We start from the raw sequence: 18,228 nt of genomic DNA, 5'->3' as shown, positions 1-18,228 counted from the left end.
TACATCCTCTCAGCAAAAAATTGCTTTCTATCTGTTTACCATTTAATCCATTCTCCATGTTCATTAATACTTGAAATTAATAACCAACCATTTTTCAATTTGGTGTTTAACACTTCATTTTTATTTAATAAACGTTCAATGTAATGATTAGGTGCTTGTATAACGATTAATAGTCGAATTGGTGAATGATAAAAATCTTCATCTGATTTCATAACAGATTGCCACGGTAACCCTGTTAATAAATCACTAGCATTACCTTGCATTACACCAATGCCCGAAGTAACTGTTTGAGTCGCTTTACTGCCACTTCCATAAAAGTGTGGAGCAACTGTCGAAGCGTAATATTGTAGGTTTATCCATTGGGAAACAGTCGCTGGTCCTGTCAAAATAGTATTCAATAAAACGCCATCTTGATCCTTTCTCCAATCATAATTGTGCAAGAACGACCTTCCATTTAATTGTCGCTTCTTAGTTAATTGTCTTTGACCAATTATAAATGATGCATTTCGTGCTAATCCCCATTCAGGACGCACTTCACTCCAGTCACTAGATATTTTCTTAGCTTCTTTAGTAGCATTTTTCTTATCGTAATGAATGCCTGGTAATTGTGTTAATCTCAACTCGTTAGCTTTGCGACTCACTTCTGGAATTGTATTTTTTAATAATATATATGATTCTTCAGCTTCTTTCGATAATTCCGGAACATATATCCATTCAAGCTCATCAATTGTTGTACAATGTTCTGCTGCGATAAACACTGTCTCTTCAGGTATAAAAATATGATGTTTAAGCAGTCCTGTTCTAACTTCAGGTAAATTACATAACGTCGCTAGTACTTTAGCATTGAAACCACTTGCTGAACCGCCACAAGCACCACAATCTAGAGAAGCTGAATAAGGGTTGTTAGCTGTGTGACTACCATGACCGCATATCACAACTAGCGGAGCAAAACCTTCAGTTAAACTCATTAATTTTAAAGCTTCTGCCGTATAATTGATTTTTTCTTTTTCTGTAAAACCAATTGGCAAACTATCTTGTTGTCCATGATTATGTTCATGCTCGTTAATTGTTAATGTTGTTTCAGGTTTTTTCAAAAATGTATCGTTAAATTTATTAATGATACTACCTGAACTTTTCGGCATAAAGCTTCTTGTAATAGTTTGAATACTAAGCCATGGTCCAGTTAGTTCCGGTAATAATAAACTAGGTAATACATTTTGTTTCATCTTTTTAAAAGTATAAATTAAGGAAGATACTGTTTTCTTCTTATCCACATAATCATTTTCATTACTGTTCGCTTCAAATTCTTGAATTTTATGTAGCGGTTGGTTCATAACCGGTAATGAATTATGCGTATGTTGATGCCCTAATTCACATTTTTCTATTGGTAAACCGAAAAAACCCGCGATACCAATCGTTTCAAATGGTCCTTCCATTTCTAACTGTCTTCTGAAAGGTTCTGATCTTGTATCTATACAGAATGCCAATTGCGCTTTCGTTTCTTGTATTGGCATGTTATTAACATGTTGAGAGTTAATTTCTTGTCTTAAACTTAATTCATAAGTATCTTCCCATGCTTCTAACAATATTTTCTTACGTGTAATCTCATCAAAATCAAGAGAAAATCGTATATATTCCTTTTGTTTATCTTTTGGTAATGCTAGCCATTTTTCTAAAGTGAAATCTCCCCACTCTAACCATGCAACTATTGAAGTGTAATCAACTTCTTGTTCTAATAAATCTTCAGGTACGAGATTTCCGATTAGTGACCATTCTAGAGCTAGTCTAATCGTTAAATATTCTTGTAACAGATTTTTTGTTTGATTAGATTTTTCATCATACCAAAGCATCATACCAGCCCATCCTGGTAATGAGATTAAATGCGATTCTAAATAAGATTGAATATGTTGTTGTTCAATATTCAAATTATCTAAGCAACATTCCATTGCTTCAATTGAATCTTCAGGTAAATTTTTAAATTGTTGACGTATATTTTTATTTAATGCAGGATCCAATACGACCATCTTTTTCCAAGCATTATAAAAACTTTCATTATGTGTTGGCATCGACCAACCAGATTGAGCATTATCTAAATATAATTTGCACCATTTTATAATATGATAGTTCAATATATCACTGTATGGTTCACCTGATTTACTTTGTTGATAAGCACTCAACATTTTAACTTTCTTATTTTTAGATAGATTAAATTCATCTACAGTATAATGTTGTTTTAATTCTTTTTCGTATTGCTTAACTACTTCATCTTTTAAAGTTATGCCTTTTAAAGCTTTCTGTGCAAATTGGAGTAATTCTTCTTTATCAATTTTATAGTCTGCTTTTTCTAACCAATCTTCTAATTTATTTGAAATAAAATATTCATTGATTTCTTCTTTTTTAATAGCAGATTTAATAATATTTTTATTGGCATACATGTTAATTTCTTGTGTTTCTTTTATCCATCTTGCGACTTCTTCAAAAGTTTGTTCTTCCATATTAGCCCACGGGTGTCTAGCAGCAAAAATTGAAATCGGTGATAACGGCACGATAACTCGACTTGCTGATTGTATGATATTTTTTATATTTTGCGTATTTAAGATTACATTAACCATGTTTATAACCACCTTTTACAAAATGATCTTTCAAATATCTTGGATGACTTTCAACAGAGTGATATTTTGCTTCTCCGAGATGTACAAGCCATAAATATGTCATTAAGAATATGCGAGAAGATTTATTTCTTCCTATCCACATGCTCATTAAACTGCCTAACACCAACATTGCAATCATGACAGTGACAACAAAGAAAGGTGGTTCTGCAAGTTGAAATTCAAATTGTTGTAACCAATGATGAAAGAAGTTATGAATAGCGAAGTATACAACACCGATAGAGACTAATGCTGCTAAACCTATTATTCGTCCTAATTTTCCTTCTCCAAATGCAACAAGCTGTGTCCATGATACAGATAAGGACCAAGCTAATATAAGTGCACTTATGAATTGATAACTACTATAAGGGGTAATCAACCAAAAAGTGATACCTATAAATACAGCTAAGAAACGACCGACTAACACCCAAATATAAGATATGCTTTCATTCATTCTTGTAGGCACTTCAAAGTGTCTCACAGCCGATCCTGAACGTAAGAATAAAGTTGCTTTAAACAATCCATGTAATATGAGATGAATAATTGCAGCTGAATAAGCTCCTAAAGCACATTGAATAAGCATAAAGCCCATTTGCCCCATCGTAGATCCAACTAACTGCCTTTTATAATCTACATGGACTAAGCTGATGCCTGAACCTATTAATACAGAAACACTTGCAATAATAAGTAAAATTGATAACGTCCACTCGTTCATAAAAATCGGTGAAAATCTTGTTAAAATAACGCCACCCACATTTACAATTCCAGCATGCATAATTGCTGAAACAGGTGTTGGTGCTGCAACAGATTCTATAAGCCATCTATGGAACGGCCATTGAGCGGCAGGAATAATCACTGATAATATTAATAGAAGCTGTATGATAACACCTTGCCACGAATTAAATGATTTTAAATTTTCTACAGTAAATATTGCTGAAATTGCCCATTCTCCAGATAAATAATTCACGAATAATATCGCACATAATAAAGAAAGCCAACTCACTAAGAACAAAATACCTGTTATTTTAGATGCTTCTTTTGTCACTTTCCATTGTTTGTTCAATTTTATTAACATTGTTAAACAAAGTAGCGTGATGCCCCACAGTCCTGTCATAATTCTCAAGTCATCACTCAACCATGCTACAGAGGCGAAAGTTGTCATTATCGTAAACAATGTAAAATACTTTCGATAATGTGCATCTCCGTATAAATATCTCAATGAAAACCTTTGGATAATTAATCCAATCATCAATATAAAGAATGCAAGTAGCCAAGATAATACATCTAAATGCCATGGACCAATTTCTAGATTTTCTCGAATAAAAATCGTCCCAATTAAAGCAATAAATGTAGGAACCGAAAAAATGATTAAATGATATTTAGCGTAACGTAATGGTACTTTATGTATAAGAAATAACAATCCGCTTAAAATCGCTATAACTAATGTGATGAAAAATAATACTAATAAACTCATCATATTGACTACTCCTTTATATATGACTTAAAAATAAAAAAGCCGACAATTTAAAACAAATCATTCATAATGATTTGCTATAATTGTCGGCTTCAACCAAACATACTTAACGTTGTTTGTATTGCTTCCTTTATTATTAAAATATAGAATAATATTTATTATTTCCTGAGAAATAGTTCATTTTTTATTAATAGTTTTAGTAAACTTCTTTTTCAATTAACCAATATATATTAGCCAATTGCTAAAGAATCTATACCCAAGCTATTTTTTATATACTTTTATAACATATATTTATTTTGTAAAATTGTCAATAAAAAGTCCTAAATTATATGTTATAAGTTTTATTTATTCGTATTAAATAGTAATCATTGTTAAAATGTATAAATAATCTAAAGATATAAGGAGATAGTTATGGACAATTCAAATTTAATCGCACCTGAAACTTATAATATCGTTAATGAAATAGAAAAATATGCAGTGGAGCAAACAAAAGAAGCCATTGTTTTTGAAGATATATCAGGTGATGTACAACATATTACATATTCAGATTTAATGAAAAACGCAAATAAAGTCGGAAATGTTTTTAAAAACAACGGGCTTAAAAAAGGTGACAAAATATTAATACTGATGCCTAGATCGATTGTGACTTACGAAATTTATACTGCCGCATTAAAATCAGGGCTAATCATCATTCCAAGTTCAGAAATGTTAAGAACTAAAGATTTACAACATAGAATTACACACGGTGAAATAGATGCAGTCGTTTCAATCTCCAATTCTACAAATGAATTTTATAATATTAAAGAATATGAGCAATTAACGAAATTCATCGTCGGTGATGAAGAAGAAAATTGGATTCCTTTAGACAAAGAAAAAGCTGACGCGAGTGAAACATTAGAAGTAGACAAAACAAACCGCGATGATATTGCGCTACTTTCATACACGTCAGGTACAACTGGGCTTCCTAAAGCAGTCGTGCATACACATGGTTGGGGATATGCTCACATTCAAACAGCACCTAAACATTGGTTAAGCATTAGTGAAGGCGATACTGTTTGGGCAACTGCTGCTCCAGGCTGGCAAAAATGGGTATGGAGCCCATTCTTATCAATTTTAGGTTCAGGTGCTACAGCTCTTGTATACAACGGTAAATTTGACGCTAAAAAATATTTAGATTTACTAGAAAAACACGAGGTTAACGCGCTTTGCTGTACACCAACTGAATACCGTTTAATGGCTAAACTTCCTAACTTAGCTGATTACACTTTAAAAAATCTACATAGTGCTGTTTCAGCAGGCGAACCATTAAACAAAGAGGTAATAGAAAAATTCCAAGAAAACTTTAACATTAAAGTTAGAGACGGCTACGGTCAAACTGAAAATACATTGCTAATCGCATTCTTAAAAGACACTGAAAGCAGAATCGGTGCAATGGGTAAAGCAATTCCTGGCAGTAATGTCGCAATCATTGATGAAGATGGCGAACCAATTACAGACGGTTCAACAGGTGATATCGCTGTGTCATTAGATTCACCTTCTTTATTCCAAGGTTATTATAAAGATGAAGAACGTACTGAAGCTTCAAAAAGAGGCAACTACTATGTAACAGGCGACCGCGCAAGATTAGATGAAGATGGATACTTCTGGTTCAAAGGAAGAGAAGATGACATTATCATTAGCTCAGGATATACAATCGGGCCATTTGAAGTTGAAGACTCATTAACGAAACACCCTAAAGTACAAGAGTGTGCAGTCGTAGCTAGTCCAGATGAAATCCGCGGTAACATTGTGAAAGCTTTTGTTATTTTACAAGAAGGTGTTGATGGTGATGATGCACTTGTAAAAGAACTACAAACATACGTAAAACAAGACGTGGCACCTTATAAATATCCAAGAGCGATTGAATTTGTAAATACATTACCTAAAACTAATTCAGGAAAAATAAGACGCGTAGAATTAAGAGAAGCAGAACAAGAAAAATATAATAAATAACTAAATCTTATATAAACAAAAAGCTCCTAATCCATTAATTAAACACAAAGGATTAGGAGCTTTATTTTGTAACATATTATTTAGTTCTCAAATTTAATTTATCTTACATATTCAAAGATACCTGCTGCACCCATACCTACTCCAATACACATTGTGACCATTCCATATTTAGAATCTGGTCTTCTCTTCATTTCAGATAAGAGCTTAGCAGTTAGCATTGCACCTGTTGCCCCTAGTGGGTGACCTAATGCTATTGCACCACCGTTAACGTTTGTCTTGTTAACATCTAGACCTACTTTATTAATTGAAGCAACTGTTTGAGAAGCAAAAGCTTCGTTTAATTCAACTAAGTCAATATCTTCTACATTAAGATTTGTAAGTTCAAGTACTTCTGGAATTGCGTATGCTGGGCCAATACCCATTATTTTAGGATCAACACCTACTGCTTTAAACCCTACAAACTTAGCAATTGGTTTAACACCTAGTTCTTTCACTTTATCACCAGACATCAGCACTACAAATCCTGCTCCGTCTGTTAAAGGTGCTGATGTTCCAGCAGTTACCGTTCCATCTGCCTTGAATACGGTTCTTAATTTGGCTAATGATTCAAGATTTGTTTCTGGTCTGATTAACTCGTCTTCTTTGAATGTTTCTTTTGATACGACAGGACCGTTTTGGTCATAACTTACTTTATGAATGTCTAGCGGTATAATTTCATCATCAAATTTTCCCGCTTCACGTGCTTCATTAGCACGCTTATGACTTTCTACTGCATATTTATCCTGTTCTTCTCTAGAAACATTAAATTCATCTGCTACCATTTCAGCCGTTAATCCCATCGGATAAGAAACACCTGTATCTTGTTCTTGCAACTCTGGATTGTTCGTTGGCTCATTACCGCCCATTGGCACGGCGCTCATTAATTCTACACCGCCAGCAACTAACACATCTGCTTGTTCTGACATAATTTCATTAGCTGCTATTGCGATTGTTTGTAGTCCTGAAGAACAGTAACGATTCACAGTTTGTCCTGGCACTTCTTTAGGAAGACCAGCTAACAACGCGATTGAACGCGCCATATTTTGTCCTTGTAAACCCTCTGGGAAAGCATTGCCGAGTATTACATCGTCTACCATACTGTAGTCGAATGATCCTTCTATTTTATCTAATACACCTTTTAAGACTTGTGCACCAACTTCATCAGGTCTTTCATGGAATAACGCGCCGCCTGGCTTTGCTTTACCTGCTGCTGAACGTCCGTATGCTACTATATATGCATCTTGCATTGATATCCATCCTCTCTTTTTCAACTCATCATTAATTGCGTAAAGGTTTTCCTTTTTCTAACATATGTGAAATACGGTCATATGTTTTTTCGTTTTGTAAGAGTTGTAAGAATCCTTCTCTTTCTAATTTTTGAAGGTATCTTTGGTTTATAAATGTGTTGCGTGGCAAGTCTCCGCCAGATAATATATGTGCAACTTTCATTGTAATTTCGTAATCATAATCACTAATAAAGTGGCCTAAACGTTGTGCGTCCAATTGACCTTGAGCTAGCGCTTTAAAGTCTCTACCTAATGCAGTATATTGCGCTTTTGGTTTTGGAATATAATTTGTTTCTGATTCATATCTCGCTTTATTTAACGCTACTTCAACACGTTTTTCTTTATTGAATATGATAGAGTCTGTATCTCTTAAATAACCATAGCGTTTAGCTTCATATGCATTTGTTGAAACTTTAGCTAAACCTACGTTCATTAATACTTTTGAAATAGACTCTTGCTTATCATTTTCTTTATGATTTGTTCTTAGCACTCTATCAGAAAGCTCAGCTAATCCACCACCACTTGGTAATAAGCCTACACCTGTTTCAACTAATCCTATATACGTTTCACTTGCTGCTACCACGAATGGCGAGTGAAGCACAACTTCACAACCACCACCTAAAGCTCTACCATGCACGGCAGTTACGATTGGTTTAAGTGAATATTTCATTCTGTTGAAACTCTTATGCAAGTTATCAATGGCTGGACCAACTAAATTTTCCACATCTTTAGATTCGTGCGCTTGCTTCATTAAATATAAATTTGCGCCAACACTGAAATTATTACCATCAGCGTATATAACCATACTTGTATAATCTTCTTCTTCTAATAAATCTATAGCTTCTATTAAATCTTCAGCAAAACCATCTGATACGATATTATTTTTACTTTGTAATTTAAATAACAATTGATCTTTGTTTGCCACAGATAAATTAGAGTCTTCTTTATTCCAAATTTCACGGTCAATAAATTCCGATGTAGGCGTTACACGTTCTATTGTTTCTCCTTCTTTATAGAAACTTTCAGTTTGATTTTCAATCCACTCTGGTAACTCACCAAGCTCATCTTTCATACGTTTTTTAACTCTTTCGAAGCCCATTAAATCCCAAAGTTTAAATGGACCTGCTTTCCAGTTAAATCCCCAAACTAAAGCTCGATCAATATCTTTAAAGTCAGAAGCAGCTTTTGGTACATTAATTGCTGAATAATAGAAATTATTTCTTAATGTTTCCCATAAATATAATCCTGCTTTATCTTCTGCATTAAATATCACATCTAAATTTGATTTTAAATCTTTACTGAATTTAGATAAAATTTCTAATTGTGGTGGTTCAGGCTGTACGTATTCATCCGAATCTATATCATAAACTAAACGTGTCTTTTTATCTTTTTTATAAAAGCCTTGTTTTGTTTTACGACCTAACGAACCGTTTTTAACGAGCGTTTCTGCAATTTTTGTATCTTTGAAATAAGGCTCTTCTTCTGGAATTTGTTGTAGCCCTTTAATAACAGTGACCGCAATATCTAATCCGACTAAATCTGATAATCCGTAAGTTCCCGTACTCGGTCTACCGATAGCACGTCCTGTTAAAGCATCGACTTCAACAATTGAAAATCCTTGTTCTTCCCCTCGATACATAATGTCATTCATCGTTTGTGTTCCGACTCTGTTTGCTACAAATCCCGGAACATCGTTAGCGACAACAACACCTTTACCTAATATTTCTTCAGCAAATGTTTGTGTTCTGTCTATAACATCTTTTGAAGTATCTTTATTCGGTATAACCTCTACTAACTTCATAATACGAGGCGGATTGAAGAAGTGCATACCTAAGAATCGTTCTTTATCTTTTGGTTCAAACACTTTTGATATTGCTTCAATAGGAATACCAGAAGTATTTGTCGCAAATATTGCATCATCTTTAGCTACTGATGTTACTTGTTTCCATACTTGATGCTTAATCTCTAGTTCTTCTTTCACCGCTTCAATATAGATATCAGCATCATCTTCACCATTTAAATCATCTTGAAAATTACCGTAAGATAAGTTAGAAGCAAATTCTAAATTAAACAATAACGGTCTTTTTTTGTCTGTTATCGTTTCATATGCTTTTTTAGAAATTTTATTAGGATCTTGCTCATCAATTACTATATCTAATAGTTTTACTTTCAATCCTGCGTTTACTAATAGAGCAGCTATTTGACTTCCCATTGTGCCTGCACCTAGAACGGTTGCTTTTTTTATAGTCATAAAAAGTCCTCCAATATATTCTGTATTTCTTTACTTGTTATTGAATTAAAGAAAGGCTGAATCACCTGTTAATGCGCGCCCTATAACTAAAGCGTTTATTTCATGTGTACCTTCATATGTGTATACTGCTTCAGCATCCGAGAAGAATCTTGCAATATCATATTCAGCGAGAATACCGTTACCACCTGTAATACCTCTACCCATTGCAACTGATTCTCTAAGTCTCAATGAATTCATCATTTTTGCTGTTGAAGTTGCAACTTCATCATACTCACCATGGGCTTGCATTCGCGCAAGTTGTGCACAAGTTGCCATCGCTTGAGCTAAGTTACCTTGCATCATAGCTAACTTCTCTTGAATTAATTGATATTTACTAATTTCTTTACCAAATTGCTTACGCTCAGTCACATAATCCAATGTAGCGCGAAGTGCACCTGCTAATGCTCCAGTAGCCATGTACGCTACACCAGCACGTGTTGAATAAAGTACTTTTGCAATATCTTTGAAGCCATTAATATTTTGTAATCTATCTTCTTCTTTAACTTCTACATTTTTTAAACGAATTATTGTATTTGGTATAATTCTTAACGCTATTTTATTTTCAATAATTTCAATATCTACACCTTCTTGTTCAGGCTTAATAATGAAACCTTTAGGCTTACCTGTTTCAACATCTACTGCATAAACTGGTATAACATCAGATAAGTTTGCACCGCCTATCCACTTCTTCTCACCATTGATAATCCATTTATCTCCTTCTCTCTTTGCTGTTGTTTCTAATCCACCAGCAACGTCTGATCCATGTTCAGGCTCAGTTAAAGCGAAACATGTTCTCAATTCGTGAGATTGTAATTTAGGAATATAATAAGCGATTTGTTCTTTGCTTCCGCCAAACAAGAATGAATTGTGTCCTAAACCTTGATGTACACCTAATAGCGTAACTAGTGAAACATCAAATCGTGCTACAACATATGACATGAAAAATTGGAATAATTGACTCGGTGTTTTAGCACCTTCACGGCCTTCAAATAATAATGGATTATTAAAATAATCTAACTTACCCATATCATCAAAGAAATCTTCTGGGACTGTCGCATTTATCCAATGTTCATTAATAGTTGATCTATATTTTTCTTCTAACAAATCATTTAATTGTTTAAGAAATTTCAATTCACCGTCTGTTAAGTCTTTAGAAATATTGAGTATATCTTCTGGAAATAATTCTTTTAATGTTTCTTCTCTGTTTGTCATAATAGTAACCTCCATTTAAAATGATAACGCTTACAATAAGATTTAAAAAAATATAATGCTTTATTCTAAGTCATTTTCTTTATTATTTTGTTTCGCTTTCTTATTCATCATTTTTTGAATTTCTAATTTATCGGGTTTTGAAGTAGATGTTAATGGCATTTTCGTAACTTTCAAATACATTTTCGGAACTTTATATCCTGCTAAATGCTCCTTCATATGTTTATCTAATTTTTCTTCATAATCAGGATCATCTTCTGATAGTAACACAGCTGCAGATACGGATTCGCCAAATTTCTCACTCTCAAACCCTACGACTACACCTTGAGCTACTAGAGGATGAGATGCAAGGACCGCTTCAACTTCAGAAGGTAACACGTTTTCGCCGCCTGTAATAATCATTTCTTTTTTGCGGTCTACAATATAAATATCTCCATCTTCATCAACTCTCGCCAAATCTCCTGTTAAGAAATAACCATCTTTAAAGTTTTTCTCGGTCGCTTCAGGTTTATTCCAATAACCTGGCGTTACTTGTTTACCCTTAATTGCAAGCTCTCCGATTTCTCCTACTCCAACTTCTTCATAATCATCATTGTATATGCGTACTTTAACGTACATGACAGGTTTGCCAATACTCATTGGTTTCTTCACTGCATTTGTAGGTGTATTAACTAATGCCAACGGTGCTTCTGTTAATCCATAACCATTAATTAAATTTAAACCCATGCTTTGGAATTTTTTCTGCACGCCTGGAAGCGGAGCAGACCCACCTTGAACAAGAAAGTCTATATTTTCAAAGCTTTTCATATCAAAGTTTGGTGCTACTAACATCGCATAATACATCGTCGGAATAAGTGTTAAATAATTAGGTTGATACTTCTTCATTAAATCATTTAACTGTTCACCTTCAAAGTAGCGATGCAGTACAATTGTGCCACCTGCCATCAATAATGGAATTGTTAAATCATTAAAACCAAATACATGGAACATTGGTAATGATACGATAGTAGAGAAATCAGCGTTTACTTTATAAGTTAAAATCGTATTTACAGCATTTGTTGTGAATGATTCATACGTAAACATAACACCTTTAGGTAATCCTGTTGTTCCACTCGTATACATTAATGATGCTAAATCATCTTGCCCCACATCTACTGATTCAAATGGTCGATGATTTTTCGGATCCACTATTTCATCATATTCTTTAGAATCTATATCTAAATGTAAATACTCATCTGCTATACCTTGTAAACTACTCAGATGCCTAGTGGAATAAAATATCATTTTAATATTTGAATCTTCTATCACACTTTCGATTTCATTTGGTTTTAGACGCCAATTCATCGGAAAGTATACTGCGCCTATTTTAAATGAAGCAAACAATAAATCTAAAATTGACACATCGTTTGGCGCAAAAATACCAACGACATCACCACGTTTAACCCCTTGTTCTTGTAGGTGATTCGCTAAGTTTTCTGCCCTTATATTCAATTCTTGGTAAGTCCATTCCGTGCCTTTTAACGGATCGATGACTGCTGGTTTCTCTTCATCAAATTGCGCTCTCGTTTTTATCCAATCGTAATTCATATTAAACGCCCCCCTTAATAGTTTGAACTATTATCTTGAATACTTCTTTGCAAGCCTCCCCAATTTTCTTGATAAATGTCTCGATTTATCATTTTAAGATCATCAGCGATAATCGGTTGAAATGCCAAGTTAGCGAGTACATCTTTTTCTAAATCTAAACCTGGCGCAATTTCAATCAATTTCAGACCATCATCAGTTAATTGGAATACAGCACGTTCAGTAACATAATAAACTTCTTGTCCTAATTTCCTAGAATATGCAGCATTGAAGTCTAAATTTTTAACTTGTTCTACAAATTTCTTTGTATGACCTTCTTGTTCAATGACCAACTCATTATTGCTACAAGTAGACTGACTTCCTACTACCATCGTCCCTGAAAATACAATTCTCTTAACTGTTTGGCTAATATCAACGAATCCCCCACAGCCATTCATTCTATCGCCATACATCGAGACATTAACATTTCCATGTTGGTCGATTTCAGCAAAGCTTAAATATGCTACATCCAGTCCACCGCTATATATAAAGTCCCAAGTCATTTCATGTCTCATTCTTGCATCTAAGTTATAGTTCATACCGAAGTATTCCCTACTTCCTACCATTCCACCAAAGTTACCAGTATCAACGTTTAACTGCACTAAGTCATGTGCTTCTTCTTCTACTAGCATATTTGATAGTTCATTGTTGATTCCAAAACCAATACTGACTACATCATCTCTTTGTAGAAATTGTGCAGCTCGACGGAGAATAACTTTACGTGTATTAAACTCAATAAATGGTTCAAGCATTTTATTGATTCTGTATTCACCTGATAAAGCAGGGTCATAATATGCTTGTGGAAGTTGTCGATGATATTTCGGATTATCGTTCACAACTACATAGTCTACAAGTTCACCTGGTATAAATACTTCAGTCGGCTTGAAACTACCACTTTCCACAATTTCTTTAACTTGTACGATGACTTTCCCACCTTTACTATGAGCTGCTGCTGCAACGCCATAACCTTCACCTAAGTGTGCTTCATGATTCATAAAAATATTACCTTCACTATCTGCATATGTACCACGAAGAAGTGCAATATCGGTTTTAGGAAAATCATAATGTAAGTATTCTTCATGATTCACTTCTAGTAAACTAACGATATCTTTTTTAGTCACTTCATTCACTTTTCCACCTGAATATCTTGGATCTATGTTCGTATTAAGTCCTATTTTAGAAATCGTGCCAGGAAACAATTTTGAATCTCGTCTATAATGCGTCGCCATTAAACCTTGAGGCAACATGTAAGCTTCAATTTCATTGTTTTTTATCGCTTCAATCGTTTTAGGTGAACCAATAATAATACTTGCAATCAGTCGTTTAACCATCCCACGACTAACAAATGAATCTAAATCATAACCATCCCCACGGTAATCACTAATATCATTTGCCAACATAATAGTTAAATCATCAATTTGCCCAGTTTTCTCATGAGCCAAAGCAATATGTTTTAAAACATTAACCGGTAAATTAGCAACTGATAATGCAGCAATAGATATTACATCACCGGACTTTACAATATCTTTTAAATCATTGAACGAAATAATTTTCATTAGACTAACCCCCAACTATCTATGATGCAAACATTTCATAAAAGACCCCCTCAAATAAATGTAAGCCCTTACATTTATAAATATAACACATTGTAAATATAAAACAAAAGTAAAAAGGTATACGACAATATCTTTTCAATTATTAAATAATTGCTTATAACTAGAACTTAGTACCACATCACATACTGTAGTGATAATGCTTTTAGAAACAATTTTATTCCGCAGAAAAACGTAACTAAAATACAAAAATTAAATTATCAAAAATCACTTTTATATATGAATATAGTAATAAATTGATTTATAAAAAAATGAACTTATTAAGTTTTATATCAGAACGATTGATATTATAAGCATCATTTTTATAAATATTTAATAATATTCAGTATTTTTGTTTGATATATGAAGTAATTTTTTTCCTTAAATTATTTTATCGCTTTAATGGTAATATTTTACATATTATTACAATATTTTGTTATAATAAATTATAAATAAACTTAGGAGGAAACATTATATAATGAAATTTATTCAATTAAATCCAAATGAATTCGACGCATTTGCTCAAAAAAATTTATCTCATTATACTCAATCAAAAAGTCATTTTTTAAACAGGAAAAAAGTACAAAGGGGTTGTCATATAGTTGGTGTTAAAAATAATAAAAATGAAGTTATAGCAGCTTGTCTATTAACTGAAGCACGTTCTATGAAAGTATTTAAATACTTTTATACACATAGGGGTCCAATTATGAACTATGCTGATGTCGAACTTGTCACTTTCTTTTTTAAGCACTTAACAAAATATTTAAAACAAAATAATTGTTTATTTGTTTTAGTAGACCCATATATTATTGAAAACATAAGAAATCATGATGGTGAAATACTAAAAAGTTATAATAACCAACAATTGTATAAAACATTAAATAAATTAGGGTATGCACATCAAGGTTTTAGTGTAGGATATTCAAACAAAAGCCAAATAAGATGGCTATCTGTTTTAAATCTTGAAAATAAAAATATCGATGACATATTAAATAATATGGATTACAAAACGAGACGTAATATCAAAAAAACAGAGGAAATGGGTGTAAAAGTAAGAACCCTTAAAGAAGAAGAAATCCCTCTATTTTACAAACTTTTTCAAATGGCAGAAGAAAAACACGGATTTTCCTTTAGAGATGAATCATATTTCAAAAATATTAAAAACATTTATCCTGAAAATTCATTCTTTAAATTAGCTTATATTGATTTACAAACATATCAGGAAAAATTATTAAGTCAAAAAGAGCAAGCCCTCCTCGAATATCGTATCCTTACCGATAAAATAAAAGAGAATCCTAACTCTAAAAAGAGTAAAACAAAAATAAATCAAATCGAAAAACAAATAGAAAATATAGAAACGAATATCGATAATAGTAATCAGTTAATTCAACAACATGGTAATATATTAAATTTAGCTGCTGCGCTTTATATCTATAATCAGCATGAAGTCTATTATTTAGCAAGCGGCTCTAACCCCGAATTAAATAAGTTTATGGGTGCATATAAATTGCAGTGGGAAATGATAAAATTCGCTAAAAATAATAAGATAAATAGGTACAATTTTTATGGAATAACGGGTGATTTCTCAGATAAATCGGAAGATGCGGGCGTTATTAAATTTAAAAAAGGTTTTAATGGTCATGTTGAAGAACTAGTCGGAGATTTTATAAAACCTATTAGACCAATTTTCTATAATATTTATAAAAAGTTAAATTGATATGTTGCACGTGGTACCTCTCTTGCAACATGCGAGGACGTTAAAACTTCAATAAAAAAACAGCAATTCGTTTATAAGACGAATTGCTGTTTTTTATTTTCTTATGTTACTTTTACGCTTTATGATTCTAATTCAAGATCTTTGCTTGTAGCTTTTCTTGTTTTCTTCAATAAATCAGTATCTTCAATTAAAGATTCACCGTATGAAGGGATAATTTCTTTGATTTTTGGTTCCCATTTTTTGATATATTGTGGGAAGTTCTTTTCAAATACTTCTAAAGCTACTGATACTGATGTTGAAGCTCCTGGTGATTCACCTAATAAAGCAATGACAGTGTTATCTTTAGAGTTTACAACTTCAGTACCGAATTGGATAAAGCCTCTACCATGTTCTTCTGTATCTTTAATAACTTGAACACGTTTACCAGCAATGTGTAAATCCCAATCCTCATCTTTAGCATTAGGAACATAGCGGCGTAATTCTTTCATACGATCTTCTTTGTTCATAAGTACTTGCTGAATTGAGTATTTAACTAATGACATGTTTTTAACACCAGATGATAACATCGTTACCACGTTACTTGGATTAATAGATTTGAATAAATCTAAGTTAGAACCATTTTTCAAGAATTTTGGTCCAATTGCTGCGAATGGTCCAAATAAAAGACTTTCTTTACCTTGAATGTAACGTCTATCTAAGTGTGGAACTGTCATAGGTGGTGTGCCTGGTGGTTCTTTACCATACACTTTCGCATCATGTTCATTAACAATTTTCGGATTATTACAAACTAAGAATGCACCACTAATTGGGAAGCCTCCAAGATGTTTACTTTCAGGTATTTTAGTTTTTTGTAGTAATGGAATTGCATTACCACCTGCACCGATGAAGATATAATCAGCAACATGTGTTACAACTTCACCTGTTTCTAAATTACGTACTTCAACTTCCCATTTGCTGTCTTCACGTTGTTTGAAATTCACAACTTCTTGACGGAATTGTACTTCTGCATTGTCATGCTTTTCGATGTTTTTAACTAATTTACGTGTTAATTCACCGAAGTTTACGTCTGTACCTTCATCAATTTTACTAGCAGCTAGAGGTTCGTTAGAATTACGACCTTCCATGATTAATGGCATCCATTCAGCTAATTTTTCATGATCTTCTGAGTAATCTAACCCTTCAAACATCGGTAATGATTTTAAAGCTTCATAACGACGTTTTAAGAAATCAACATTGCGCATACCCATAACAAAACTGATATGAGGTAATGGACGGATGAATTCTTTAGGATTCTCTATCGCTTTGCTTTTAACTAAATGAGACCAAAATTGTTTAGAAATCTCGAATTGTTCGTTAATTTCTTTAGCTTTCTCTACATCGATAGAGCCATCTTCTTGTTCTACTGTATAGTTCAATTCACATAACGCTGCGTGACCTGTACCAGCATTATTCTTTTCATTTGAACTTTCAATAGCCGGTTGGTCTAAACGTTCAAAGATTTTAAGGTTCCAATCCGGTTCTATGTCTTTTAAGAAAGAAGCAAAAGTTGTACTTAGAATACCAGCGCCAATTAATATGACGTCTTTTGGTTGTGTATTATCCATTCATAATCACCTTTCTAAATTATAATCAATTATATTCTAAAATTTTTATTTGAATATAACGATAAAAAGCTTAAATAAATTATTGATTTACATAAGAAATGTATAAATAAAGCGCTTTATAAGCTAATATTAAAACAATAGTAAGGAAAAGTAAATTATAACATTTTTAATGATAGTAATATTTCCCTAACATTTTTGGGATATTATGGTTTTGAAGAAATCTATACATTATATGTTCCCTGTATATCGAAAAAATAACGTTTTTTATTATTTTGAGCAAAGGTATTGTGTTTTCTTCTGTGTAATAATACACTAGAATTACTAATAGTATTGAGCAGGTGATTATTTCTAAAGCACATTATGATTATTTTTCTTCCTCTTGTTTTAACGATATGAATTTTGTACGGATTTCGATCATTTCAAGGAGGTTTTATTATGGTTATTAAAGGTAAAAATTTAATTAAAGTGAATCGCCAAAATGAACAAAGATCATCCGGAATTTCAGTCATGATTGAAGAAGGTGGCTTAGGTGCTGATAATTACTACCAAATTATTAAATCTAACCCTGGTCATGAGGAATCAGAAGAAAACATTTTTCAATTTGAAGATGAAGTAAGTAATAAAAGTAATACAGCACTTATTGATTTGCTTATTTTAAATGCTCAAGAACACAACGCGGAAAATTATAAGGAAGCATTAAACATTATTAAATCTGAACTTCTTAAACGTATGGACTAAATTATTATAATTAAGT

11 protein-coding genes are annotated in these 18,228 nt (G+C 32.7%); 3 read left to right on the top strand and 8 right to left on the bottom strand.

Going from position 1 to position 18,228, the window contains the following annotated elements; genetic code table 11:
- Window positions 1-35: 35 nt before the first annotated feature.
- Complete coding sequence (locus ACNMOQ_RS01385; RefSeq protein WP_282862059.1) at window positions 36-2,612, bottom strand: DUF2309 domain-containing protein; 2,577 nt, start codon at window positions 2,610-2,612, stop codon at window positions 36-38.
- Window positions 2,605-4,125: an NADH dehydrogenase subunit 5 gene (locus ACNMOQ_RS01380; protein WP_282862060.1), complete on the bottom strand. Its 1,521-nt coding sequence runs from the start codon at window positions 4,123-4,125 to the stop codon at window positions 2,605-2,607. The genes ACNMOQ_RS01385 and ACNMOQ_RS01380 overlap by 8 nt, the downstream gene beginning before the upstream one ends.
- Before the next feature lie 408 nt (window positions 4,126-4,533).
- Here ACNMOQ_RS01380 and mbcS point away from each other — a divergent pair, with 408 nt between their 5' ends.
- On the top strand, window positions 4,534-6,114 hold the full coding sequence (mbcS, locus tag ACNMOQ_RS01375; protein WP_416350161.1) for an acyl-CoA synthetase MbcS: 1,581 nt from the start codon (window positions 4,534-4,536) through the stop codon (window positions 6,112-6,114).
- A gap of 98 nt (window positions 6,115-6,212) precedes the next feature.
- On the opposite strand, the gene ACNMOQ_RS01370 is transcribed toward mbcS, so the two are convergent.
- From ACNMOQ_RS01370 to fadX, 5 genes are read right to left on the bottom strand one after another with little or no spacing between them, the layout of a single operon-like run.
- Window positions 6,213-7,400 (bottom strand): thiolase family protein, encoded by a 1,188-nt coding sequence (locus ACNMOQ_RS01370; protein WP_064204427.1) that lies wholly within the window; start codon window positions 7,398-7,400, stop codon window positions 6,213-6,215.
- Window positions 7,401-7,431: 31 nt separating this feature from the next.
- A complete protein-coding gene (gene fadB / locus ACNMOQ_RS01365; RefSeq protein ID WP_070045044.1) occupies window positions 7,432-9,690 on the bottom strand; it encodes a 3-hydroxyacyl-CoA dehydrogenase/crotonase FadB in 2,259 nt (752 codons plus the stop codon).
- A 45-nt stretch (window positions 9,691-9,735) separates the two neighbouring features.
- Window positions 9,736-10,941 (bottom strand): acyl-CoA dehydrogenase FadE, encoded by a 1,206-nt coding sequence (gene fadE, locus ACNMOQ_RS01360; protein ID WP_017000995.1) that lies wholly within the window; start codon window positions 10,939-10,941, stop codon window positions 9,736-9,738.
- Between the two features lie 60 nt (window positions 10,942-11,001).
- Window positions 11,002-12,525, bottom strand: a complete 1,524-nt coding sequence (fadD, locus tag ACNMOQ_RS01355) for a long-chain-fatty-acid--CoA ligase FadD (RefSeq protein WP_103269203.1) — start codon at window positions 12,523-12,525, stop codon at window positions 11,002-11,004.
- A 14-nt stretch (window positions 12,526-12,539) separates the two neighbouring features.
- Window positions 12,540-14,117, bottom strand: coding sequence for a fatty acid degradation protein FadX (gene fadX / locus ACNMOQ_RS01350; protein WP_416350160.1), 1,578 nt, complete (start codon window positions 14,115-14,117; stop codon window positions 12,540-12,542).
- Window positions 14,118-14,631: 514 nt separating this feature from the next.
- Between fadX and ACNMOQ_RS01345 the strand changes: the two genes are divergently transcribed.
- A complete protein-coding gene (locus ACNMOQ_RS01345; protein ID WP_416350159.1) occupies window positions 14,632-15,870 on the top strand; it encodes an aminoacyltransferase in 1,239 nt (412 codons plus the stop codon).
- 119 nt (window positions 15,871-15,989) lie between these two features.
- On the opposite strand, the gene mqo is transcribed toward ACNMOQ_RS01345, so the two are convergent.
- Window positions 15,990-17,474 carry a malate dehydrogenase (quinone) gene (mqo, locus tag ACNMOQ_RS01340; RefSeq protein ID WP_070045041.1) on the bottom strand — a complete coding sequence of 495 codons (1,485 nt, stop codon included), beginning with the start codon at window positions 17,472-17,474 and terminating at the stop codon, window positions 15,990-15,992.
- A 435-nt stretch (window positions 17,475-17,909) separates the two neighbouring features.
- Between mqo and ACNMOQ_RS01335 the strand changes: the two genes are divergently transcribed.
- Window positions 17,910-18,212, top strand: a complete 303-nt coding sequence (locus ACNMOQ_RS01335; protein ID WP_017000990.1) for a hypothetical protein — start codon at window positions 17,910-17,912, stop codon at window positions 18,210-18,212.
- Window positions 18,213-18,228: the final 16 nt, after the last annotated feature.

This window comes from Mammaliicoccus lentus, assembly GCF_947036595.1.
Taxonomy (GTDB): Bacteria; Bacillota; Bacilli; order Staphylococcales; family Staphylococcaceae; genus Mammaliicoccus; species Mammaliicoccus lentus.
The sequence above is the reverse complement of the archived record's forward strand: the minus strand, read 5'-3'. Positions and strand labels throughout refer to the sequence as shown.

Bases quoted from the DNA above. Each gene is read 5' to 3' on its own strand.
- ACNMOQ_RS01370 (WP_064204427.1), bottom strand. From the start codon at position 7,400: ATGCAAGATGCATATATAGTAGCATACGGACGTTCAGCAGCAGGTAAA.
- fadX (WP_416350160.1), bottom strand. From the start codon at position 14,117: ATGAAAATTATTTCGTTCAATGATTTAAAAGATATTGTAAAGTCCGGT.
- fadB (WP_070045044.1), bottom strand. From the start codon at position 9,690: ATGACTATAAAAAAAGCAACCGTTCTAGGTGCAGGCACAATGGGAAGT.
- fadE (WP_017000995.1), bottom strand. From the start codon at position 10,941: ATGACAAACAGAGAAGAAACATTAAAAGAATTATTTCCAGAAGATATA.
- ACNMOQ_RS01345 (WP_416350159.1), top strand. From the start codon at position 14,632: ATGAAATTTATTCAATTAAATCCAAATGAATTCGACGCATTTGCTCAA.
- mqo (WP_070045041.1), bottom strand. From the start codon at position 17,474: ATGGATAATACACAACCAAAAGACGTCATATTAATTGGCGCTGGTATT.
- ACNMOQ_RS01335 (WP_017000990.1), top strand. From the start codon at position 17,910: ATGGTTATTAAAGGTAAAAATTTAATTAAAGTGAATCGCCAAAATGAA.
- ACNMOQ_RS01380 (WP_282862060.1), bottom strand. From the start codon at position 4,125: ATGATGAGTTTATTAGTATTATTTTTCATCACATTAGTTATAGCGATT.
- mbcS (WP_416350161.1), top strand. From the start codon at position 4,534: ATGGACAATTCAAATTTAATCGCACCTGAAACTTATAATATCGTTAAT.
- fadD (WP_103269203.1), bottom strand. From the start codon at position 12,525: ATGAATTACGATTGGATAAAAACGAGAGCGCAATTTGATGAAGAGAAA.
- ACNMOQ_RS01385 (WP_282862059.1), bottom strand. From the start codon at position 2,612: ATGGTTAATGTAATCTTAAATACGCAAAATATAAAAAATATCATACAA.